This window comes from Rhodococcus yunnanensis NBRC 103083 (assembly GCF_001895005.1).
Classification (GTDB): Bacteria; Actinomycetota; Actinomycetes; order Mycobacteriales; family Mycobacteriaceae; genus Rhodococcoides; species Rhodococcoides yunnanense.
In genome coordinates this window covers 169,564-192,651 of sequence record NZ_BCXH01000011.1, presented here as the reverse complement: position 1 = coordinate 192,651, position 23,088 = coordinate 169,564, and the positions used below count along the sequence as shown (strand labels likewise).

The following is a 23,088-nucleotide window of genomic DNA, read 5'->3' as shown; positions in this document are numbered from 1 at the left end:
GTAAATGTGACTGAACCGGCGCACCCGACAGGGCTGAGATAACAGAGACAGCATCCGACTACGGACCATCCGGAATCAGAGGACTCCAGGAGGACTCCATGACTCAGTTCATGCAAGGACCAGCAGCCGAGTACGAGGACGAATTCGAAGTCGAACTCGAGGACGAAGGCGAGTCTCTGGTCGGCGGACTTTCCTCGCTTACAGGCTCTGTACTCGGCGAGGCAGAAGACGAAGACGAGTGGGAAGACGAACTGGAAGGCGAATACGAAGACGAGTTGGAACTCGAACTCGAGGACGAGAACGAGGACTTCTCCAGCCTTTCGGGACTGTCGCCATCGATTGCGGCAGAATACGAGGACGAACTCGAAGGCGACAGAGAGGAGGAAGCCGAGCAGGAGGCCGAGGAGTTCTTCAAGAATATCGGCCGAGTACTGAAGATCGCGAAGCCGTTTCTCAAGACCATTGCACCGCTGGTTGCGACCGCTGTCGGTGGGCCCGCGGCCGGGGCCGTTGCGCGGGCGGTAGCCTCGCAATTCGAAAGCGAAGGTGAGTCCGAGGTCGAAGCCGAATTGGAGAGCCTGGCGACCGCACCGGTCGGTCGATCCGAGGCACTCGCCGAGCAGTTTGCAGCGAACGCAGCGTCGGCCAAGACGGAGGCAGAAGCCGAGGCGTTCGCAGGAGCAGCCGTGTCGCTCGGACTATCACAACGCGACCGTCGTGAGCTCGAACAAGTACTTCCTGCGCTACTGCGTGGAACAGCAGCGATCACCAGAATTCTGTATCGAGATCGGCGGACACGCCCGGGGCTCCGTTTGATACCGAGCATTGCACGCGCGACTGGGGCCGGTCTGATCCGACAGGCCGGTGGCGCGACGTCGAGTCCCGCTGCGGTAGGCCGACTTCTGGCCGTATCGTCGAACAAGGTGCTGCGCGGGCGTGGTCTCGCTTCGGGTCTGCAGCGGCACTCGCGCGGACTTGCGTACCACCGTGCCTACAATCCGCAGGCAGCCAGAAGCCGCGGTGTGCCGTATGTGCGTCGGACACCGTTGTCCAACAAGGTGATCGGCGACAGATCGGGTCCGGGAAGGCCAAGAGCGGGCTTCGTTCGAGTCGTCACCCCAGTTCGGATTCCAGCCAAGGGATCGCATCCGGCGCGAACGGTCCGTGTCGTCAGCGACGTCCGTCTTCCGCGAGGTGGTCGCCCTGCAGGGCGACCGTCCACCGTCGCGTCCCGCCGCGTTAGCTGACCTACATCGGATGTATGCCACAAGGAGAAACTCGATGACTTCCGCACTCGATCACCGCTATCCGGCCATACAAGGCGAGGAAGAAGAACGATTGGAGAATGAATTCGAGACGTTCGCGACAGATCAGGGCCCAAAGGCTGCTTTCGAATTCGAAACGGAGGCCGAGGCGGAGTTGACCGCCGAAGGCGAACTGGAGGACGAGTTCGAAGCCGAACGGGAAGAAGAACTAGAAGGCTTCGTGAATCCCGTGAGACGCATCTACCGTGATGCCGAGCTGATGGCTCGTCTGGCGACGAAGGCATCCGAGGCCGAATCCGAGTCGGAGGCAGAGGCATTCATCGGCGCCACCGTCCCGCTGTTGGCACAACTCGTCCCGAGCGCGTCGGCCATCATCGCGTCCAACGGACCCGGGCTCATTCGAGGTGCAGCTCGCCTGGTTCGCACCCTGCGGCAAGACCCGAACACGCGGCGGCTAGTTCGGGCGGTGCCCATCATTCTGACGAGAACCGCACAGAGCCTCGCGGACCGGAACCGCGAAGACACGCTCGAGCCCGGTGATGTTCTCGACACTCTCGGCACGATGGCGAACCGCGTGTTGTCCGGACCGGACCGACGCCGTTCGCTGCGCGCCGTAAAAGTCTTCGACGATCGATTTCGGAGTCGTGCCAGATGGCAACGCAATTCACTCAGCGGGCCAGCGAACAGGCGCAGCCGTGGCCGCGCCCGTTAGTCCGGTGGTCGACGCTCGCCCGTCGGCACCGGCACCCGTGCCGCAACCGATCACGGTCAGCCGGTTCGCTGCCGGGCAGGCACTCAACGTGCGGCGCCATCTGGATGCTCTTCGCGACTTTCGACGTGACGAATTCGGTGACAGCATCGCGCGGCCAACTGCAGGGCATATTCATGCAGTCAATTCGCTTCTCGGCCAGTTGCGCACACCGCTGGACCGCGCTGTGCACGTGTTGGAACAGGCAGCGGGGTCCCCGTCAACGGACGCAATGGCCTCTCGCGCCGAGACACTGCTGACCGCCAAGAGCCGCGCGCACGACTGGGTTCGGGCAACCGAGAAAGTGTGGGACTTCTACTTCGAACTGTTCGGACAACGTCAGAGCGCATTCGGGGTGTGGCTGGTCTCGTGTGATCGCATTGCACTCGACTGCTATCAACACGTCTTCATGCACCTGGGCCAACCCCGCAGCATTCCGTCGCCGCCACCGTTCGCATACATGCGAACCGGATTCTCGCCTGCGACCTACCGTCGGGGAATTCCGCTTCGAAAACTAGGACGGCAGTCGAATCCCTTTCCACTGGTTCAGCTTCCTTATCATCGGCTAGTCAACCCGTGGACGATGGGAGCGATCCTGCATGAGGTGAGTCACAACCTGCAGAACGAGCTCGATCTGCAGAGCGAAGTACCCGCCGCGATCGTGCATCGACTCGGCTCGGCCGGTGCACCCCGCGAGGCGCAACTGATCTGGGCGAGATGGAATCGCGAAATTTTCGGCGACATGCTCGGTCTTCTACTCGGCGGGGAGGCATTCGTGGCATCGTTGCTCGACGTCATTGGACGCGCACCCGAACAAGTACTCGACTACTCACCGCGCGGCGTCCACCCCACGCCGTACCTCCGCGCGAAATTGTCCTTCCACCTCTTGAGCAGTATGGGATTCGACGATGTAGCACAACATTATGCCGCGGTCTGGCATCGCTTGTATCCGAACACATCTACCCACACCATGCCGGCGCAACTTTTCGACACCGCAGAACGCGCCATCCCATTGGTCGTCGAGGCGGTGGTCGGAACCAAGTTCGTCGGACTGGGGCGAAAGTCGCTACGCGAAGTGATCTTCTTCGAACCGCGACACCAAGTCATGATCGAGGAGGCAGCGCAGCGTCTCGCCTCGGGCATCGACCCCGGCGTGATTCCAGAGCGATTTCTGATCGGCGCAGTGCGCGTTGCAGTCGATCGTGGTCTGGCAGAACCGGAGACGTTGATGCGGAATTTCTACCTCGAACTGTCCAGGCGGTGACGATGACCGGAGATATCGAGTTCCCGGAGACACAGCTTCTCGATCGGCTGAACGAGGCGTGGCAGTCGATCACCGACTTGGCGATAACGGTCAACGAGGACCATCCCTCCGACGCCGACCTCGCAGTGGTCGACGACCTTCGAGACCGCGTCGGTGATATTCAAGGCTCACTCGACGACGCACGTCGGCTGCTACCCCGAACTACGCCTCTCGCCGAGGTCAGTGAAGCGAACAGGCTCTACTGGATGCACCTGAGGGCATTTCGGCCGGTCTACGAGCTTCGGCGGGCCGCCCGCGGACGTGGACGGGAATGGCAGACATGGGTTGGAGGGGTCGAGCTCGCCGTGGCTCGATGTGAATCACCCCTCACCGCACTCGATGGTGCACTGATCCAAAGAGTCGGGTTCTCGGACGGCCCGGGATTCACCCGGACCCAGCATCGACATGGAGGCAGTCGTGAATGAAGTCCAAGCGATCAACACAGACGAACTCTTTCCGCCCTTCGACACCTCGTCGCGCAACCGACGATCACCCGTGAATGGCGCCGACGAGACACCGGTCGTCCGAAACGTACTTCGCGAAGTCCTCGCATGGACTCCGAAGAAAGAGGATTCCCGCGGATTTCTCGCTGCGCTCGGGGCCGCATTCGATGTCTCCGATGTCGAAGGTCACGTCGAGGTAAAACACACACCACGAGGATTTTCGATGCAGGCCGATCTGGGCACAGTCAGCGGAGGCCAGGCATCGCTGTACGCACGCGCGCGATCCATGCTTACCGAGATTCTTCCGTTGCTCTCCGGCTTACGCCCGCTAAGAGTAGATGCCGATTCTGAGGACTGCGAAGCTCTGCGGAGCTTGATATCCGCTGCCCTCACACGGCTTGTCGGTGAACTAGGAACACCTGGAGGCCCCAACGTCGCCAGGGTCGACGCGTATCTCGAAACTCTCGTCGGGCGAACAGGGGACCAATCTACGAGGAAAACCGCCGACAACGTCGACGGTCAGTTGGGCAAAGTCAGACTGCTGTTCGGACTGGTGAACGACAACGTGAACACGATCGATGAAGAGCAAATTCGCACGGCATTCTGGACGTTGTCCGACCTGGTGCTCGATCTTTCCTACGCATGGAACTCTCAGCGGAAGATGTTTCATAGCCTGCCCTTCGGTCAGGGAGATCACAGCGGATTCCTAGGAACTGATCTGGTGCTTATCTCACGCAACCTCGCTGCCGCCGAAGATCAGGTCTACGAGCTCGAAGCCGCTCTGGACTCCGTTCTGATACCCCAGAGCGAACGGCAGACGATCTATTCGTCCGAGGGGGGAATGACCATCGAGGATCTATTGAGGTGGCTCCACCAGTTTCTCGGTGACGAGGCGAAAACCATTGCCATCGAGGGTGGCAGGAATGGAATTCAGACTTCGCTCACCCCAACGGCGGCCACGTTGCAGAAGCTGGTCCAGAGCCACTTTTCACAGGCCGAGAACGACGGCTATCCCCCCGGACTCTATGCGGCACGCACCCAGAATGCGGCCAAGAGCCTGGAACGGCAACTGACGAATCTGGTGTGTCTGTCCAGCCGCATCAGTAGATCCGACACACCGATCCTGCTGAACATACGCACCGAGCGTATCGCCGACACAACAAGCAACAGCGATGTCCGGATTCGCGTAGAAGCTCGGTGTTTGAACATTCGTCCAGACAACGATCTTGTACTGATCGCCGGCGGCGAAACCGTGCCCTCGGACGAAGACCGGACCTCCATCGATGGTGACACGATCACATCCGAGTTCACGTTGTCTCACGACCTATCCGACTGCGACCATCGAGTCTCTGTCGTCGACGGCAACGGGAACATGTTGACGGAGGGTATGAAGACGACGTTGGCCGTCGAACCGAGTGCCCAGTTCAAAGGAGCTAGCCGTGCTGAGTGAACGCGACTACCAAGACCGTATGGATCGAATTGCCGGGCTCAGACAATCCGTTACGGCACAGTTGGCAGGGAGTCTGACATCCAATCCTGCTCTGGCAGAGGAGATCAACCGACAGATCGACGAACTGATCGACACGGCATCGTCGAACGATCTCCAGCAACCGAAGCTTCCCGACAAAGGCCTGGCGCAACTGGCTGGAATCGGTCCGCAGGCTGCGCAGCACTTCGGCGACGTTCAGATGAACCATGGCGTCAAAGCCTACGACGATACCGTCAACTCCGAGCGAATCGGAGCCGTCGGCGACCTCTACTACATCTACCAACACGAACAGATCGGTGTCTTCCGAGTAGTGCAGAAACTGAAGGAACTGTTCGAAGGAGGAGCTGTTCGCCTGTCCGGTGAGCAAGGCGCGTACAGGCTGTACCAGTTCGACCGCCGCGACGTACTGCGCTACACCCGAAACGACCGCCATGCTGCATATCGTCGAGTTCTCGGATACGGACGCGGACTCGGAGCAGGCCAAAGTCGACCGAATACAGACTTCCATGCTCTGTTCTCTCACTTTGTCAATCAAGTGACGCTGTTCTGGCGCGACAAGAGGATCAGCGACGTGATTCGAGAACGCGCGCTCGATCCCAGTTTCGGTTCTATTGCGGTTGTCAGACGTGCCGGCCTCGATTTGCGAAACAATCTCAAATTCACGTCTTTCGGCCACGTCAACGTGCTGAGGGTCGAAGTGATGCAGGTGTTGGACGAATGCTTCGGGATCCTCGAATCCGAAGATGTCAAACGTCTTTTCGGTGCAGAGAACGGCTGGGATGTCGTCGACGAGGTCCTGATCCGCTATTTCGACGAGAAATTGCAGTCATCGCCTCGGCAGCGCATGGCGGTGAATGGCCGTGATGTTCTCCGATGGCTGTCCGCCCCCCATATTCTCCGAACCTCCAGGGCAGAGTTCGAAACTCTACTCATGCAGGTGGCGGAGTCATCCGAAGAGTGGCTGACATCGGCACAAGCGATGACGCTGACACGTCGTACAGGGTCGGATCGAGTGATGCCGTGGGATTCTCACGGCCAATCAGGCGTCGCTACAGCCTATTCCGAGCGTTCACCAAATCTTCTTCCGCCATCGGTTCGACGGGCACCTACCTACCCAATACGCGGCGGAAACAACACGTTCCGCGGTAACCGCTCGCAGGCTACGGCGAGTACACCTCGTCTGTGACCATGGACGGTCGCCTGCGCGAACTGTGCGAATGGCTCGCCATACCCTCGGTCAGTTCCGACCCGAAGCGCCACCATGACGTCACGGCCGCCGCACATTGGCTCGCTCGGTGGCTCACTCGAGCTGGAGCAATTGTCTCGGTTCTACCCACATCCAGCGCGCCGGTCGTCTTCGGTCGCTTCGTTGGCTCGACGGCGACTGTCCGATCTTCCCTCGTGTACGGGCATTACGACGTCCAGCCAGCAGGTGCCGGATGGTCTTCGCGGCCGTTCACACCGGTCTCGACACGCACCCGGCTGGTGGCACGGGGTTCGAGCGACGACAAGGGCCAACTGTTTGCCCACCTCGTCGCTCTTCGTACGCTTGTCGAGCGGGATGATCTACACCAAGATGTCGCGGTATTGGCAGAAGGAGCTGAGGAAGTTGGGAGCCCGGGCCTCCGTGAAGTTCTGTCGACTGTGCGACGCGAGCGTCGACTTCACAGACTCGGACATGTCGTAGTCAGTGACACACAACAGGCGACGCTTGCAACTCCTTCCATCACTGTTTCCCAGCGAGGCGTCGTCGGCCTCGACGTCGTCGTCGATGTCGGTGGCCGAGCAGTGCACGCCGGCCGTTTCGGAGGGGCTGTTCTGGACCCGGCACTCGTGGTGATACGCAAGCTGGACCAGCTCAACTTGTACGTCCAACAAATCAGAGGGCTCACGGGTACGTGCATCGATATCTCGACGCGCCTGACCGCTCCCACCGATCGCATGCTCATCGTGAGGTCCGGCGGTCGTATGCCCGCACGGCACAGCCCTAACATCGGTCGTCACAATTGGCTGACCACGCACGCTGCCATGACTGTGACACAGGTCAGTTCGAACGGAACAGCAGGATCCATCGCCACCAGCGCACGCGCATCGGTCGATATCCGACTTCCTCCTGGATACGACGCGGGCATTGCAGCTCGAAGCTTCATAAGACTGCTTACACGGGGATGCGAATCCATCATGACGGTGCGAGTCGGACGAACCGCACGAGGCCTGGACTGCCGTCCTGATTCATCTCTCTCCGACACCGTCGATCGAGTGTGCAAGATCGTCTACGGAAGGAAACCCACGTACGCCAGATCGGGGGGCACAATTCGCGCCGTTCAGGACCTGGAAGACGTTCTCGGAGTTCCGCCGCTTCTATGGGGATTTGGACCGCCCGACGACAACGCTCACGGACCCGACGAGTATCTCCACATACCCAACTGGCTCAGATCGGTGCAAGCTAGCACGATGCTGTGGCAATCGATCGACCGACGACCGAATTCGCGGCGTGCGAAGTCAGATGCCCCTACAATTGCCGGAACGATGCTCGGGGGTGGGCACGGTGGTCCGATCGCCATCACTGGTTGACGAACACGAGGGGGAACTCGGAACTCCTGTGTCCGAAATCGCGGCGCTACTTCGCAAGCTTGCTGATCTTGCGGAAAACGGGCAGGCATCAGCGCACCCGGACGCACCCGCGCAGGCGCTACTCGACGCGGACATCGCGGGGATGCGATGCCTTGTTTTCGCCGCTCCCACACGAAAGGCGCTATTGAGTCCACGCGAACGTGAGATAGCCAGGATGGTCAGCAATGGCTACACGAACCGAGCTATCGCGAGCTCGCTGGAGATCAGCCTCTGGACAGTCGCGACTCATTTGAGACGAATCTTCGCCAAACTCGCCGTCAACAGCCGAGCCGAAATGGTTGCCCTCGTCTTCGGAGCAGCCACGCCGATGCGTAGGCACTGACTGCAGACGCATCGGCGTTGGCCGAACAAGCTAGTGCGCGAAGTGCCGCGAACCCGTGAGGTAGAGGGTCACGCCCGCGTCCTGAGCAGCTGCGATGACCTCGTTGTCGCGGACGGATCCGCCGGGCTGAACGACGGCTTTGACGCCAGCGTTGAGCAGAACCTGCAGGCCGTCGGGGAACGGGAAGAACGCGTCCGAGGACGCGACCGAACCCTCGACCCGATCACCGGCACGCTGGACTGCCAGGTGAGCTGCGTCGACGCGATTGACCTGTCCCATGCCGACGCCGACCGAGGCACCGTCCTTGGCCAGCAGGATTGCGTTGGACTTCACGGCCCGCCCTGCACGCCAAGCGAATTCGAGATCCTTCAACGTCTGCTCGTCGGCAGGTGCACCCGCGGCGAGTGTCCAGTTGGCCGGGTTGTCGCCTTCGGCGTCGATTGCGTCTCGCTGCTGCAGCAGGGTGCCACCGGAGATCGGCTTGAGCTCGATGCCCGACGCCGAGGGCGCGGTCGCGAGCAGAACACGAATGTTCTTCTTGCGCTGCAGAACTCCGAGCGCTCCGTCCGCGTACGAGGGAGCGACGATGACCTCGGTGAAGATCTCCGCGACCTGCTCGGCCATCTCGACGGTCACCTCACGGTTGGCTGCGATGACGCCGCCGTACGCACTGACCGGGTCGCAGGCATGCGCTTTGCGGTGTGCATCGGCGATGTCCGCGGCGACCGCGATGCCGCACGGGTTCGCGTGCTTGATGATCGCGACGGTGGGCGCATCGTGGTCGAACGCCGCGCGCCAGGCTGCATCGGCGTCGGTGAAGTTGTTGTACGACATCTCTTTACCGTGCAACTGCTCGGCCTGCGCGATGCCGGCGCCTCCCGGCGCGATGTACAGCGCAGCAGCCTGGTGCGGGTTCTCGCCGTAACGCAGAACGGCCGACCGGTCCCACGTACCACCGATCCACTCGGGGAACTGCGAATCCGCGTCGGAGACGAGCACGCTGCTCATCCACGATGCCACCGCGACATCGTAGGACGCAGTGTGCTGAAATGCTTGCGCTGCAAGCGAAGTACGTTCCGCAAGAGTAAATCCGCCGCCTGCGACAGCAGCGAGCACGTCGTCGTACCGAGCCGGATCGACGACGACGGCAACCGACGGATGATTCTTGGCCGCGGCCCGCACCATCGACGGTCCACCGATGTCGATCTGCTCGACGCATTCGTCCGGCGTCGCGCCGCTGGCGACGGTATCGGTGAACGGGTACAGGTTCACCACCACCAACTCGAACGCTTCGATACCCAGCTCCTCGAGCTGCGAAAGATGCTCGGGGCGACGGGTATCGGCGAGAACACCGGCATGCACGCGGGGATGCAGGGTCTTGACGCGTCCGTCGAGTGTCTCCGGGAATCCGGTGAGGTCCTCGACCTTGGTGACCGGGATGCCCGCGTCGGCGATCTTCGACGCCGTCGAGCCGGTGGACACCACAGCGACGCCCGCATTGTGCAAGCCGGTCGCGAGCTCGATCAATCCGGTCTTGTCGTAGACACTGACCAGCGCACGCCGCACTGCTTTACGTTCACTCATCGCCTAATCTGAGCCTTTCGTCCATCGGAGACAACACCTCGGGCTGCAACGGCAGCGATCACTTCGACCAGCAGCCTGCGTTCCACAGTTTTGATTCGCTCGTGCAGCGACGCCTCGTCGTCGTCGGGCTGCACCGGTACAGCTTCCTGGGCCAGAATCGGCCCGGTATCCACGCCCGCGTCGACGAGGTGAACGGTGGAGCCGGTCAGTTTGACGCCGTATCCGAGCGCGTCACGCACGGCATGAGCGCCGGGGAACGACGGCAGCAGCGCCGGATGGGTATTGACGATACGACCGGCGAACGCGTCGAGAAAACGGGGTCCGAGGATCTTCATGAAGCCCGCGGTGACGATGAGATCGGGCTCGTGTCCCGCGACGGCATCGGTGAGCGCAGCATCCCACGCTTCTCGATCCGCGTGATCGCGAATCCCGACGCGGAAGTGCGGGATCTCGGCATCGTGTGCGTGACGAGCGGCATCACAATCACGGTCGACGCCCACTGCGACGATCTGCGCGGGATATGCCTCGTCACGCGACGCCGCAATCAGCGACAGAAGCAACGAACCGGTGCCCGAAGCGAGGACGACGACTCGTGCTGGGTGCTCACGCGTGGCAGTCAGCGCACTACTCCTACAAACTCGTCGTGGGGGATGCCCTTCGTCTCCGAAGGGCCAGCCCAGACTAGTCGCTGCGGTCCGAGGGCGTGTCGGGCAGGTCCTCTGTGGTCTCGGCGTCGACCGGTTCGGGGGTCTCGGCAACAGCTTCTTCGACGACGGCCTCGACGGCAGGGTCATCAACGACAGGGTCATCGACTGCAGGGACTTCGACGACTTCTGCCTCGACAACTTCTACATCGCGGGTCTCGTCTGTGGGGTCCGCAAGCGCCTGTGGCTCCTCGACGATCTCGGCCTCCAGCGCGCGATCCTCGTGGACGACCGGCTCGGCAGGTGCAGCCGCGGGAACCGGAGCGACGGGTACGGGTACCTCGGAAGGCTCGGGCTGCTTGGATCCGCCTCGCCACGCGGTGTACGCCGCCGACACCGAGCCGATCACCGCGAGCCACGCAAAGGTCAGCAGGCCGAGCGACCAGACTGTGACCTCGACGGTGCCGAACGTTCCGAGATTGCCGCCTGCAGCGAAGCCGAGCACCAGCGTCGCAACACCAGTGCCGGCAGCACCGAGCCAGACCGAGGACAACGCGTAGTGCACGTCGAACGTCCGGTGCGCGCAGTCCCGGCCGAGCAGTACGCCCGCGGCCAAGGGAACGACGAGCATCAGAAACCACACACTCTGTGCGGCGCCTTCCGGCAGCACCGCCAGCATGGGAAGCGGCGGAAGCGGACCGCCGGTGGTGTGGAAGATGCTCACCGACACCTCACCGACCTGGGCGGCCGACCCGACCGACACCGCGAGGGATCCGAGAACGACATTGGGTAGGTAGAGGATCGACAGCACAGTCAATCCCAGGACGCCGACGAATCCGTTGCCAGCGCTGAGCAGCATCTCCGTCGTCGACCAGGAGGCCACCATCGAGACGAGCACCACTGCACTTGCCCCGGCCACGAGGACCATGGCAGCGCGAACCGTCGGACGGAGCGTGTCGCGAACCCAGTCGGGCAATGCCAGCACTGCTGCGGAACGCCACATCCCGAAGCCGAGACCGATGCCTGCGCCGACCGCGTGCACGGCGGCAACCCAGCCGAACGCCACCAGCGCGTTCGGGCTGGCCAGACCGATCGTGGCCGACGCGTCTGCAGCCACAGCCAACGCAACCGCGGTGACGACGACCGGACCGAGTACCGCAGCCCCGAACACCGATATCGCCGTGCGACGCGTGGACGTCTCCGACACCACCGACCTGACGCCGCGGGCCACCGTCGACACCAGAACCAGGGTTGGCAGCAGTGGCAACACTCCCAGCGAGGTCCCCGAAATACTCAGCGGAACCTGATGGACGGCGAACCAGAGGCCCGCGATGGCTCCGAATGCCCCGGTGAGTTCGCTGTTGACCGATACGAGAGTCACCAGCACGAGGGCGGCGATTGCCGCGATCAGCACACCCGGCGTCCGGAAGCCGACTCGTACCAGCATCCGAGACTGCTCGGGCGTCACGACCGGTGGACGCGTGGGGGTGCGTTGCGTCCGCGAGGTCCGCCGCTTCTCGTGGTTCAGTAGAGCGCTCATCGACTACGAGCGTTGCATCATCGAGCGAGCCGATCGATCAGGCGCGCCGAGTGGAACTCACTTCTGGTCGTCCTTGTCCGGAGTCGTCCCGAATGCCTGAGTCGGCGCGCTGTACGGCGCCTCTGCTTCTTCGGCGTGATCCTCGTGCGACTCGGACGGCTGGGCGTGCTGGGCCTCGCCGTACCCTGCGGAGCCGACAGGGGGCTGACCGTACTGATACTGGCTGTACGGCGAGTTCTGCCCGGCAGGTCCGGTCAGACCGCTCGAACCCGGCTGCGAGTAATCGGATTGCGAGGAATCGGGGGACGAGGAATCCGGCGACGTGCCGACGGGGTAACCGAGGCCACCGGTGGTGTTCTGGCTGGACGGCCCGGAGTAGGTCGGGGGGCCGTAACTCCCCTGCCCCGGATTGCCCTGCCCTGGATTGCCCTGACCTTGATTGCCCTGACCCGGATTGCCCTGGCCTGGGTTACCGTAGCTCTGCTGCGGCTGCCCGTACCCGTACTGCTGGCCCTGCGGGTTCTGGCTCTGCGGGTTCTGGCTCTGCGGGTTCTGGCCCTGCTGGCCGTAACCCTGGAACGGATTCTGCTGACCGTACGAAACCGGTTTCGGAGCAGGCACTTTCAGCACTCCAGCACCGAACAGTAGTGCGGCGACGGCAGTGGCGACCTGCAGGAAACCGAGCACCAGCACGGTGATCGCGCCCGCACCGAGACCGATCGAGGCACCGAGCCCGTCGCTGTTGTCGATGCTGAACGCTTGGAACACCAGCACCAGCCAACCCGACAATGCCAGGCCCACCGAGATCCCCAACGTGTTCGGTTGCTTCGGAAGCAGACCGAGCGCGGCGACGACGCCCGAGGCCAACAGCAACGCGATCGACGTCGGATCGCCGGACTGAGGGAGGAAGAAACTGCTCGAGATGTCGAATGCAGAGTACTGGCCTGCAAGACCCGCCAGGAAATTGACGACACCGAAGATGGCGACGACGAGCGTCAGTATGCGCGGCAACGGTGATGCCGTCTTCGGTGTGGCCACCGGCTCGTAGGATCCGGACTGCCCCGATGGAGAACTTTGAGACTGCGGGTACTGCCCCTGTCCGTACTGCGGTTGTGGGTACTGCCCCTGCCCGTACTGCCCTTGTGAATACTGCCCTTGCGAGTACTGTCCCTGCGAATACTGGGGTTGCGAGTACGGGGACTGTCCGCTCGCAGGCGATGCGCCGGGCTGCGGAGAGGACTGGGGCGTCGAACCTTGGGGCGGGCCGTAGTTGCCGTATCCACCCGCTCCATATCCGGGTGAACCGGTACCCCCAGAATTGGGGCCCTCGGGTGAATAAGTCATGACACACTCCTCGAAAAGAAAGATCGGGTCCGTAGACCAAACTAGTCTACGGACCCGACCGGGTGGTTCGGCGTCGAATTCAGCCTGCGTCCACCAACGCGGGAGTCGAGGAATCCGCGGCTTCCAATTCTCGGACCAGCGGAAGTACATTCGCGCCGAAGTACTCGATCTCCTCTTGGAAATGCAGGAATCCACCGAGGATCAGATCGACTCCGCGCTTGCGATATTCGAAGATGCGGTGCGCGACCTGTTCGGGTGTTCCGATCAGCTGACTCTTGAATCCGTCGTTGTACTGCACCAGATCCTCGAACGACGAGTCGGCCCACATTCCCTTGCCGTCCTTGGTCGACGACCCTGCCTGCTGCACGGCACCCTTGAAACCCTCGACCGCAGGCTTGTTGGCCTTCTCGATGATCTCCCGCAGCGTGTCCCGAGCTTCCTTCTCGGTGTCCCTCGCGATGATGAATCCGTTGAGACCGAACTTCACCTCGCGATCGTTGTCCCGCGCAACGCGTCGAATGTTGACGAGTTGCTCTGTGACCCCGTCGTAATCCTTGCCGTTGCTGAAGTACCAGTCCGAATACCGACCGGCGTTCTCCTGCGCGGCCGAGGAGTTGCCACCCTGGAACAGTTCCGGATTGGGCCGTTCGGGGGTGTTGAGCGGCTTGGGCTTGAGCGTGAAGTCGTGGATCCGATAGAAGTCGCCACGGAAATCGACGTCGTCCTCTGTCCATATCTTGCGCAGTACCTGAAGGAATTCCGCGCTGCGCCGGTACCTCTCGTCGTGCTCGAGCCACGGCTCGCCCAGATGCGTGAACTCGTCCTTGAACCACCCGCTGACGACGTTGACCGCGAATCGCCCGTTGGACAGGTGATCGGCGGTGGCGCCGAGCTTCGCCAACACCGCAGGCTGCCACAGCCCCGGATGGACCGCTGCAATGACTTTCAGCCGTTCGGTGGCGAGCAGCAGGGCGAGGCTGAAGCTGGTGGACTCGTGCTGGAACTCGGCGCCGTAGCTGGCTTCGTATCGGACCTGGCTCAGTGCGTATTCGAAACCGTTGTTCTCCGCAGTCTGCGCGAGCTTCTTGTTGTACTCGTAATCCCAGCTCGTGCGCTGCTCGATGTCACTGGTGACGAGGCCGCCGCTGACATTGGGAACCCAGTAGGCGAACTTGATTGCGTCTGCGATTCTTTCGGTGCTCATTGTTCTCCTCGATATAGCTGGGCGCGTCACGAATACCAGGTCGGCTCGGGCAGTTCGCCCGTCAGGACCCAGCGGCCGACCTCCCGCCGCTTGTAGGCGACGGGATCGTGCAGCGTGTGCGTACGGACGTTGCGCCAGAAGCGATCGAACCCGTACTTGCTCGCCGTCGCCCGAGCGCCGAGCGCCTCGAACACCGTCGAGGTGATCTCCAGAGACACCTCGGTCGCACGTGCCTTCACTGCGGCGACGCGGACCTCGTGGTCACCGCGCTGCTCGGCCGTGACGTTCCAGGCATCGTCGTGAATCTTCTTCGCTTCCAACGCAACTGCGTCCGCGAGCGCTTCCACTGCCCACAGCTTGGCGGTCAGGTCTCCATAGATGTCGATGATGTACGGCTCGTCGACGGCGGTGTCGACGGTACTGTGCAGCCACGCCCGCGTGTTCTCCTTGGTGTAGGACGCGGCTTCCTCGAGAGCACCCCTCGCGATACCGAGGTAGAAGTTGACGAAGATGAGCTGAATGGTGGGGACATTGAGTGTGTTGTACACCCGTGGCTGAAACTGCTTGTCGACGAATCCTGCTGCGTCGCTCCAGTCCACGCGAACGTGATCGATCTCGACGCTACCCGATTCCGTCTGACGTTGGCCGATGTTGTCCCAGTCGTCGTTGAATGCGAGTCCGTCGATCGTCGACGGGACGATGGCGAAAACGTGCGCGTCGCTGCCGGTCAGCGCGCCCTCGAGTACCGTCACGTCGGACACCCGACTGCCGGTGGAGAACGTCTTCTTTCCGTCGAACACAAGCGTGTCGCCCTCGTCGGTGACCGACACATCGTTGTCGCGAGGATTGACGGCGCCGCCGAAGAACCACTTGTTCGTCGTCGCAGCCTCTTCGACCGCCTCGATCTGCTCCTTCGTTCCCACCAATCGCGCGGCCCAGAACCACAGCAGGTGGTAGCCGAGCAGCTGCCCGATGGATCCGTCGGCCGCGGCGACACGGCGGATCACATGCAGTGCCGTAGGCCAATCCTGGCCTGCACCACCGTGTTCCACTGGACCCAGCAGCGTGACAAGCCCGGCGTCCTTGAGCAGCTGGACCTCCGCGAAGGGTGCCTCGCGCCCGCGATCTCGTGCAACGGCGTCGACCGCAAGGATCTGAGCCACCTCCCCCGCTCTACCGATCCAGCCCTCGGGAGACGTGGGAGCGTCCGGCCAGTCGCGTGCAAGTGCTCTGTTCTCGGTTGTGGTCATGGTCACCAGTGAACCGATCTTCACCGACCCTGCCCACACTTGAAATCACGATGAATGCAACGGAGGGCCATTTCCGCCGAATTGTGTTGAACATTGAAGTAAAGATAGCTTTACCTTGTCCCTTCACTGCTGTGCGAAAGACATCGACTTGAAACGCTCTCTGTTCACCACCTCGCTCGTGGTCATATCCCTCCTTGGACTGTCCGCCTGTTCGAGCTCTTCACCCGACTCGACCGCGACCGCCCCGTCCACCACCTCCGCAGCCCCCGACACTGCTGCCCCCAACTCATCTGCCGACACACCGGGGCCTACCGCTGTGCCCGACGGCATGGGCTCTCCCGGCCTGGCCGACGGCGTGTTCCCACGCACCGTCGGGCACTTCGCAGGGTCCACCGACATCCCGGCGGAACCTAAGAGAGTTGTTGTGCTCGCCACAGGCCAACTCGATTCCGTCCTCACACTCGACGTACTTCCCGTCGGGGTCACCTACGCCGGTGGAGCCGAACTCGTCCCGGAGTACCTGTCCCGTTCGTTCCCTCAGTACTCCGAGCAGATGGCGTCGTTCGTCGATGTCGGCAATCGCCAGGACGTCAATTTCGAAGCACTCGCGGCGATCCAGCCCGATCTGATACTCGGAAACAACACGGCGTCGGAAGAGGACTACCCACTCCTGTCCGCCATTGCGCCCACCGTTCTCACCGAGGGCGTCGGCATCAACTGGAAACAAGATTTCCTTCTGATCGCCGCCGCGCTCGGGCGTACCGAGCAAGCCCAGCAGTACCTCGACGATTTCCTCGACGATGCTCACGAACTCGGCGATACCGTCGGATCCGATTCGCCCACAGTCTCTTTCGTTCGCTTCACTGCCGACCTGGCACGCGTGTACGGCGTACCGTCGTTCGCCGGCTTCATCGCATGGGATGCCGGACTCGGACGTCCGGAAAGCCAGCAATTCGACAAGGTCGCGCGCGACTTCAGCGAAGAGGAAATTCAATTGGCCGACGCCGATTGGGTTTTCGTCTCCAACCAGCAGACCGGCACCCCCGGCTCGAACGCGGAGACCTTCACCTCCAACCCGCTCTGGACTTCGATGAGTGCGGCAACGGAGAATCACATCGTCGCCGTCGAGGACGATCCGTGGTTCCTCAATGCCGGACCGACCGCCGCGACCCTCGTTCTGAATGTCCTCACCGACACACTCACACAGTGACGCACTACCAGCAGTGACGACCCAAACGGTGCCGCTGACATGACTGAAGGGGCGCACACGGTCTGTCGACCGTGTGCGCCCCTTCAGTGTGAACGGTTCCTGCAGTAGGGAATACGCCCTACTTGACGGAAAGCGATTCCAGGATCTCGCGTGCGAGTGCAGCGGTCTCGGACGGCGTCTTGCCGACCTTGACGCCTGCAGCCTCGAGCGCGTCCTTCTTCGCCTGAGCCGTGCCGAGCGAACCGGAGACGATGGCGCCTGCGTGGCCCATGGTCTTGCCCTCGGGAGCGGTGAAGCCTGCGACGTAGCCGACGACCGGCTTGGTCACATTGGCCTTGATGTAGTCGGCTGCACGCTCTTCGGCGTCGCCACCGATCTCACCGATCATGACGATGAGCTTGGTCTCGGGGTCCGCTTCGAATGCCTCGATGGCGTCGATGTGCGTCGTACCGATGACCGGGTCTCCGCCGATACCGATGGCCGTCGAGAATCCGAAGTCACGGAGCTCGAACATCATCTGGTAGGTCAACGTGCCGGACTTGCTGACCAGGCCGATGGGGCCGGTTCCGGAGATGTTGGCGGGCGTGATGCCGACGAGAGCTTCACCGGGAGTGATGATTCCGGGGCAGTTCGGGCCGATGATGCGGGTCTTCTTGCCCTTCTCCACGTTGTAGGCCCACGCGTATGCGGAGTCCTGCACGGGGATGCCCTCGGTGATCACGACGAGCAGTGGGATCTCTGCGTCGATCGCTTCGACGATGGCGTCCTTCGAGAATGCAGGCGGGACGAACGCGATGGAGACGTCGGCGCCGGTCTTCTCGATGGCCTCGGCGACGGTGCCGAAGACGGGGAGTTCGATGTCGTTGCCGTCGGCGTCGACATGCTTGACCGTGGTGCCGGCCTTGCGTGCGTTGACGCCGCCGACGACCTGGGTACCGGCCTTGAGCATCAGGGCGGTGTGCTTGGTGCCCTCGCCGCCGGTGATGCCCTGGACGATGACCTTGTTGTCCTTGTTCAGAAAGATAGACATGGTTTCCTCTACTTCGCTGCCAGCTCGGCGGCCTTGTCGGCGCCCTCGTCCATGGTTCCGGCGAGCGTCACCAGAGGGTGCGCGGCGTCGGCAAGAATCTTGCGGCCCTCTTCGACCTTGTTGCCGTCGAGACGGACAACCAGCGGCTTGTTGGCGTCGTCGCCCAGCTTCTTCAGCGCGCCGACGATGCCGTTCGCCACAGCGTCGCATGCGGTGATTCCACCGAAGACGTTGACGAACACGCTCTTGACCTGCTCGTCACCGAGGATGACGTCGAGGCCTGCGGCCATGACCTCGGCCGAGGCGCCGCCACCGATGTCGAGGAAGTTGGCGGGCTTGACGCCACCGTGCGCCTCACCGGCGTATGCGACGACGTCGAGCGTCGACATGACCAGACCGGCACCGTTGCCGATGATTCCGACCTGTCCGTCGAGCTTGACGTAGTTGAGGTCGTTCTCCTTGGCCTTGGCCTCGAGAGGATCTGCTGCGTCCTTGTCCTCGAATTCCGCGTGACCTGCCTGGCGGAAGTCGGCATTCGCGTCGAGCGTGACCTTGCCGTCGAGGGCGAGGATCTCATCGGACGGGGTGCGAACCAGCGGGTTGACCTCGACCAGCAGGGCGTCTTCGTTGATGAAGACTTCCCACAGCTTCTGGATGGTCACCGCAGCGGCGTCGAGCACCTCGGCGGGAAGCTTGCCCTTTTCGGCGATTTCACGAGCAAAAGCAAGGTCGACGCCCTTGACGGCGTCGACCGGGATCTTCGCGAGTGCGTCGGGGTTCTCCTCCGCCGTCACCTCGATTTCGACTCCACCTTCGACCGAACACATCGCGAGGTAGGTGCGGTTGGTGCGGTCGAGCAGGAAGGAGATGTAGTACTCCTCCGCGATGTCGGAAGCTTCTGCAACGAGAAGCTTCTTCACGACATGGCCCTTGATGTCGAGTCCGAGAATCGCTTCGGCGTTCTCGGTAGCTGCAGCAACGTCCTTTGAGTACTTGACGCCGCCGGCCTTGCCGCGGCCGCCGACCTTGACCTGAGCCTTGACCATCACTGGCTTGCCGATTTCCTCGGCAATTTCTGTTGCGCCGGCAACCGTGTCCGTGACACGACCGGCTGAAGTTGGTACGCCATGCTTGGCGAACAATTCCTTCGCCTGGTATTCGAAGAGATCCATCAGCTCACCGTCTCGTCTACGTTGACGCCCGCTCGTCGGGTGTGAGCGGGTCTGATGACCGACTTTATCCAGGTGCTCCGGCGCTCCATCGGGCGCATGGATGCTATGTGGTCTATCTCACCGGCACGGCCGCTGTGTCCCACGTCTCACTAGGACTGCCGGCGAGCCGAAAGTAGTGCAGCCGCAACGAGAATCACCGTTCCGACCACCCCGGCGAACAACCCGGGCCCGACGACCGGAGCGACGGCGCGCGCCTGTGTGAGCGGCCAGCCGAGCAAATAGATCACCATGGCCACGACGGCGCCGACGAGCAACGAGGTCCCGCGTGAGCGCCTCGACCGCGCCGCGACGACGGCGCCGATCAGCAGTGTCACAGCCAGCGCGATCTGACCCCAGACATCCCAGCCCCACGGAAGTTCGACGACCGTCGCAGCCGTGACGTCGACACCTCGATACAGCGGCAGCGCCAAGCCGACTGCCGAGACGATCGCGCCGACACAGGCAACCGAGCCGACCACGACGTCGGTGGCACGGCGGGAGGTGTCGACGTCGTCACGTTCGGCGCTTCCCGCGAGCAGGACCGCACTTCCGCACACGAGGGCCGCCACCGATCCGGCGATCGTCGCGAAGCCTCCGGTTCCGACGGAGATCCCTGCGATATCGCTGGCGAGGACGACCGACTGCAGTACCCCCGACGCAGCCATGAACGCTGCGACGCTCAACACTCCGAGGGCCGGTGCGACGGTAGCGGCGAACAGCGAGAAGAACATCGGCACGGACGCGAGGACGAGCACCACTCCGGCGATGAGCGCAGTTCGTGTCGCAAGGACAGTCGGGGGCGACAACCCGTCCGGGACGCTCAGAACCGGAAGCAACCCTGCCGCGGCCAGCAGGACCCCGGCGAGCGCACCGGCCGACCCAGCGACGAGGTGCCACCGCGTCGACGCCGCGTTCACATCCGATCCGGCCTCGGCAGTCGATCGAACCCGGTCCTGCGACGTGCGCGCCGCTCGCCGATCCCGGGCCGCAGCCAGCGGCAGCGCCAGTACTCCTGCGACCACGATCACCCCGGACGCGATCACTCCGACCACGGCACCCGGCGACACCTCGATCCCGGCGCCCGACGACAGACCCGCTGTCACTCGTGCGCCGGTGAGACCGAGCAGCGTCGCTCCCGCGCCGATCAGCGTGCCCGACGCGACGGCAGGCGAGATCGACGCCAGCGCGGAGGCGGTGACGACGAGTGCTGCCAACGCGACGAGGCCGGATCCCACCGCCGTCGTCCACGGCGACTCGATGATCGCCGGAACCAGCACGATGGAGTCGGCGGAGACGTAGGGCGGTACGAACATCGATCCGGCCACGAGCGCTGCGGCCACTGCTGCGACCGACGACACCACCCCGCCGATGCGAGCGGCAGCGGCGCGGCCGGTGAGATCCGGGCCGGCCGACTGCCCGTACCCGTCGGTCAGGGACGCCCGGCCGACCGCGACCCAACCCCACACGCCCGCCAGCACCGCCACCACATGGGCGGCCAACATCAGGTACGCACCGGGGCCGGGCTCGAGCGGTGCGGCGGTGACCGGCCGAAACAGCTCCAGCCGGTTCGCGTCGATCGGGTCCAGCAGCAGACCGATGTCCAGGACCGCGAGCCCGACGGCGACCGCGCCGACTCCGGCCGTGAGCGCCCCGGCGAATGCGGGGCTGCGAGAAGCCGCGGCGAGGGCGGCGAGTGCGGTCACGACGAGCGGGGCGATCGAGATGATCGCGGCGGCGACAACACCTACGCCGACAGCGCTCGCGGACTCGACACCTCCGCCGACAGCGCTCGCGGACTCGACGCGGACCGTGTCGACCACGAGTGCCGCAGCAGCGACGAGTGCCGCGATCGACATCAGTACTGCTGCGACGACGGCGGCGGGCCGAGCACTCTTGTCCTCGTCGTTTCCACGCTCGATACGACGAGGGGGGACTTTGCCGGACGGATCGATCCGAGATGGGGATGGCACGGGTGAACGCTATCGTTCGACGCCGAACAAGTCGGTCACCTCTCGCGGTGTTTCGATAACGACGAGGCGGGTAATCGTGACCGAGTGGAGACGCCGCGGCGTCTTCGCATAACCCCTGCTCGCAGTGTGAGGCACGTCACAATATGCCTCTTGTGGGCCGGAAAACTTGCGCCCGTTGCAATCGTTTCGTTACCGTCTGCCGAGTCTTAAGTCACGAGCAGATCACGAAACGGAGGTCGCAGGTCTTGTCGCAACACCGCGCTTCCTTCACTTCCAGCCGCTTCGTCACACCGGCGGTCGTGACCGACAGCGCACCCACCGTGTACTCGAACGAGACCAGCTGGGGTGCCGAGACCGAAGACCTCGACTCGAACCGGTACGACTACTTTGCCAGCAACTACGGCTCGGCAGACAGCTACCACGATTCCGAGCTGCACAGCACTCCCGAATCGCTCGATTCTTCCGAGTTCGGTACCGCCGACACATTCGAGACCGTCACCGCCGTTCCCCGCAAGGGTGGAGCGCACCGCATCCCGACGCCCCCCACCGCACTCAAGGGTCGCGCAGCGGTCCTGGCAGTTGCCGCGGGCGCCGTCGTCGCAGCGGGACAGGCCATCGTCGATCATGACACCACCACAGCAACCTCGTCCGAGGAAGTTGCTCTCGCCGCCGGTGCGGCCCCAGGAATCGCAGCAACCGCGGTACCGCAGGCTGCCGGATATGCCGCAGACACGACCGACACGTCGCCGTCGTCCGCTCCGCAGATTCTCAACGTCGCCAACGCTGTCGATCTGAGCCAGTTCAGCGACCTTCTGGCCAAGGGCCAGCGCTTCAGCGAGGAGCGTGCCGCCCGCGAGGCCGCCGCCCGCCGCCCGCTGTTCGTACTGCCGGCCGTCGGAACGTACACATCGAACTTCGGAACCCGCTGGGGAACGCTGCACGCCGGAGTCGACATCGCCAACGCCATCGGAACGCCGATCCTCGCGGTCGCCGACGGCAAGGTCATCGATGCCGGTCCCGCCTCGGGTTTCGGAATGTGGGTTCGCCTGCAGCACGCGGACGGCACCATCACCGTCTACGGCCACATCGACAGCGCGACCGTCAGCGTCGGCCAGGACGTCATGGCCGGAGACCAGATCGCACGCATGGGTAACCGCGGCTTCTCCACCGGGCCTCACCTCCACTTCGAGGTACACCTGCCCGGCGAGAACAAGATCGACCCACTTCCCTGGCTCGCTTCCCGTGGCATCAGCCTCGGCGTCGAGCAGGACTAGCTCCGGTCCTATCGAGCGACCCTCATCCCTGCGTGGACGATGGCGTTGGACACAGCTCGGACTGTCGCATTGTGACGTCTCGCGTGCCGTCGAATCAGCTCGTACGCCTTCTCGACATCGATCTGCCTGTCGTTGGCAATGATCCCTTTCGCCTGTTCGACGATGATTCTCGCCTCCAGTGCGTAGCTCAGCTGGCATACGAGCTGTTCCTGCTGCCACAGCCGAGTTGCGAAGTCGATGTGTGTCGCCGCAACCGTTCCCAGCCGGTGGGCGATATCGAGATCGGCCGGCCGCCACGGACGCGGTTCCGCCGACCACAGATGCAGAGCCCCGAGACGCACGCCTTCTCGCTCGAGCAGAATCGACGCAGTTGCCGCACGCCGGCCTGTCGGCCTGTCGGTGTGGAACGACGGCCGCATCGTGGCCGTGCCGCCGATGTTCGCGATACAGCGGACTGTCGATCGATCCTGCTCCGGCATCACACCGTCTGCACAACCCGCACTGACGGTGTGATCGGACCGGCCGACCGTCGCGACGATGACGCTGGTCCGAAGAGCCAACGTTCGGACAGCCACCGAACACACCTCTTCGAGGGCACGCAGCGAGGCCCCGAGCGTCGGCAG

21 protein-coding genes are annotated in these 23,088 nt (G+C 63.2%); 10 read left to right on the top strand and 11 right to left on the bottom strand.

The features are described from left to right. Positions 1–98: 98 nt before the first annotated feature. The 5 genes from RY1_RS18270 (at position 99) to RY1_RS29780 (ending at position 5,209) form a co-directional block, all read left to right on the top strand. Positions 99–1,247 carry a hypothetical protein gene (locus RY1_RS18270; RefSeq protein ID WP_072805420.1) on the top strand — a complete coding sequence of 383 codons (1,149 nt, stop codon included), beginning with the start codon at positions 99–101 and terminating at the stop codon, positions 1,245–1,247. A gap of 34 nt (positions 1,248–1,281) precedes the next feature. Continuing rightward, entirely contained in the window at positions 1,282–1,977 is a 696-nt protein-coding gene (locus RY1_RS18265; RefSeq protein WP_072805418.1) for a hypothetical protein, read from the top strand. Beyond that, a complete protein-coding gene (locus RY1_RS18260; RefSeq protein WP_218019817.1) occupies positions 1,961–3,277 on the top strand; it encodes a hypothetical protein in 1,317 nt (438 codons plus the stop codon). The genes RY1_RS18265 and RY1_RS18260 overlap by 17 nt, the downstream gene beginning before the upstream one ends. Next, entirely contained in the window at positions 3,274–3,741 is a 468-nt protein-coding gene (locus RY1_RS18255) for a hypothetical protein (RefSeq protein WP_139279906.1), read from the top strand. Before RY1_RS18260 ends, RY1_RS18255 begins: the two co-directional genes overlap by 4 nt. Before the next feature lie 571 nt (positions 3,742–4,312). Further along, on the top strand, positions 4,313–5,209 hold the full coding sequence (locus RY1_RS29780; RefSeq protein WP_139279905.1) for a hypothetical protein: 897 nt from the start codon (positions 4,313–4,315) through the stop codon (positions 5,207–5,209). Here RY1_RS29780 and RY1_RS29775 read toward each other — a convergent pair. Next, complete coding sequence (locus tag RY1_RS29775) at positions 5,193–5,681, bottom strand: hypothetical protein (RefSeq protein ID WP_139279904.1); 489 nt, start codon at positions 5,679–5,681, stop codon at positions 5,193–5,195. The two genes, RY1_RS29780 and RY1_RS29775, sit on opposite strands and share 17 nt — an antisense overlap. A gap of 102 nt (positions 5,682–5,783) precedes the next feature. Between RY1_RS29775 and RY1_RS29770 the strand changes: the two genes are divergently transcribed. Genes RY1_RS29770 through RY1_RS29430 form a run of 3 tightly spaced genes read left to right on the top strand, consistent with a single transcriptional unit; the run spans position 5,784 to position 8,204 of the window. Beyond that, positions 5,784–6,434 (top strand): hypothetical protein, encoded by a 651-nt coding sequence (locus RY1_RS29770; protein WP_139279903.1) that lies wholly within the window; start codon positions 5,784–5,786, stop codon positions 6,432–6,434. 2 nt (positions 6,435–6,436) lie between these two features. Continuing rightward, positions 6,437–7,822, top strand: a complete 1,386-nt coding sequence (locus tag RY1_RS31040; protein WP_072805412.1) for a M20/M25/M40 family metallo-hydrolase — start codon at positions 6,437–6,439, stop codon at positions 7,820–7,822. 28 nt (positions 7,823–7,850) lie between these two features. Then, on the top strand, positions 7,851–8,204 hold the full coding sequence (locus RY1_RS29430) for a response regulator transcription factor (protein ID WP_218019816.1): 354 nt from the start codon (positions 7,851–7,853) through the stop codon (positions 8,202–8,204). A gap of 30 nt (positions 8,205–8,234) precedes the next feature. On the opposite strand, the gene purH is transcribed toward RY1_RS29430, so the two are convergent. The 6 genes from purH to RY1_RS18205 form a co-directional block, all read right to left on the bottom strand. Continuing rightward, positions 8,235–9,788 (bottom strand): bifunctional phosphoribosylaminoimidazolecarboxamide formyltransferase/IMP cyclohydrolase, encoded by a 1,554-nt coding sequence (gene purH, locus RY1_RS18230; protein WP_072805411.1) that lies wholly within the window; start codon positions 9,786–9,788, stop codon positions 8,235–8,237. Beyond that, a complete protein-coding gene (gene purN, locus RY1_RS18225; protein ID WP_072805474.1) occupies positions 9,785–10,408 on the bottom strand; it encodes a phosphoribosylglycinamide formyltransferase in 624 nt (207 codons plus the stop codon). The genes purH and purN overlap by 4 nt, the downstream gene beginning before the upstream one ends. 61 nt (positions 10,409–10,469) lie before the next feature. Beyond that, complete coding sequence (locus tag RY1_RS18220) at positions 10,470–11,972, bottom strand: cell division protein PerM (RefSeq protein WP_245819741.1); 1,503 nt, start codon at positions 11,970–11,972, stop codon at positions 10,470–10,472. Between the two features lie 57 nt (positions 11,973–12,029). After that, positions 12,030–13,316, bottom strand: coding sequence for a DUF5336 domain-containing protein (locus RY1_RS18215; RefSeq protein WP_072805410.1), 1,287 nt, complete (start codon positions 13,314–13,316; stop codon positions 12,030–12,032). A gap of 79 nt (positions 13,317–13,395) precedes the next feature. Continuing rightward, positions 13,396–14,520 carry a dimethylsulfone monooxygenase SfnG gene (sfnG, locus tag RY1_RS18210; protein WP_072805409.1) on the bottom strand — a complete coding sequence of 375 codons (1,125 nt, stop codon included), beginning with the start codon at positions 14,518–14,520 and terminating at the stop codon, positions 13,396–13,398. Between the two features lie 26 nt (positions 14,521–14,546). Next, on the bottom strand, positions 14,547–15,770 hold the full coding sequence (locus RY1_RS18205; RefSeq protein WP_072805472.1) for an acyl-CoA dehydrogenase family protein: 1,224 nt from the start codon (positions 15,768–15,770) through the stop codon (positions 14,547–14,549). 148 nt (positions 15,771–15,918) lie between these two features. On the opposite strand from RY1_RS18205, the gene RY1_RS18200 reads away from it, so the two are divergent. Then, complete coding sequence (locus tag RY1_RS18200; protein ID WP_072805408.1) at positions 15,919–16,980, top strand: ABC transporter substrate-binding protein; 1,062 nt, start codon at positions 15,919–15,921, stop codon at positions 16,978–16,980. Positions 16,981–17,098: 118 nt separating this feature from the next. Here RY1_RS18200 and sucD read toward each other — a convergent pair whose 3' ends face one another. The 3 genes from sucD to RY1_RS18185 all read right to left on the bottom strand — a co-directional run bounded on the left by sucD (position 17,099) and on the right by RY1_RS18185 (position 21,191). Continuing rightward, positions 17,099–18,010 carry a succinate--CoA ligase subunit alpha gene (gene sucD, locus RY1_RS18195; protein WP_072805406.1) on the bottom strand — a complete coding sequence of 304 codons (912 nt, stop codon included), beginning with the start codon at positions 18,008–18,010 and terminating at the stop codon, positions 17,099–17,101. 8 nt (positions 18,011–18,018) lie between these two features. Next, entirely contained in the window at positions 18,019–19,182 is a 1,164-nt protein-coding gene (sucC, locus tag RY1_RS18190) for an ADP-forming succinate--CoA ligase subunit beta (protein ID WP_072805405.1), read from the bottom strand. Positions 19,183–19,331: 149 nt separating this feature from the next. Next, the gene (locus RY1_RS18185) at positions 19,332–21,191 is read right to left on the bottom strand and encodes a hypothetical protein (RefSeq protein ID WP_245819739.1); all 1,860 of its coding nucleotides are present in this window, start codon (positions 21,189–21,191) and stop codon (positions 19,332–19,334) included. A 245-nt stretch (positions 21,192–21,436) separates the two neighbouring features. Between RY1_RS18185 and RY1_RS18180 the strand changes: the two genes are divergently transcribed. Then, positions 21,437–22,465: a M23 family metallopeptidase gene (locus RY1_RS18180; RefSeq protein WP_072805404.1), complete on the top strand. Its 1,029-nt coding sequence runs from the start codon at positions 21,437–21,439 to the stop codon at positions 22,463–22,465. An 8-nt stretch (positions 22,466–22,473) separates the two neighbouring features. Here RY1_RS18180 and RY1_RS18175 read toward each other — a convergent pair whose 3' ends face one another. After that, entirely contained in the window at positions 22,474–23,040 is a 567-nt protein-coding gene (locus tag RY1_RS18175; protein ID WP_169914743.1) for an ANTAR domain-containing protein, read from the bottom strand. Between the last annotated feature and the right edge of the window lie 48 nt (positions 23,041–23,088).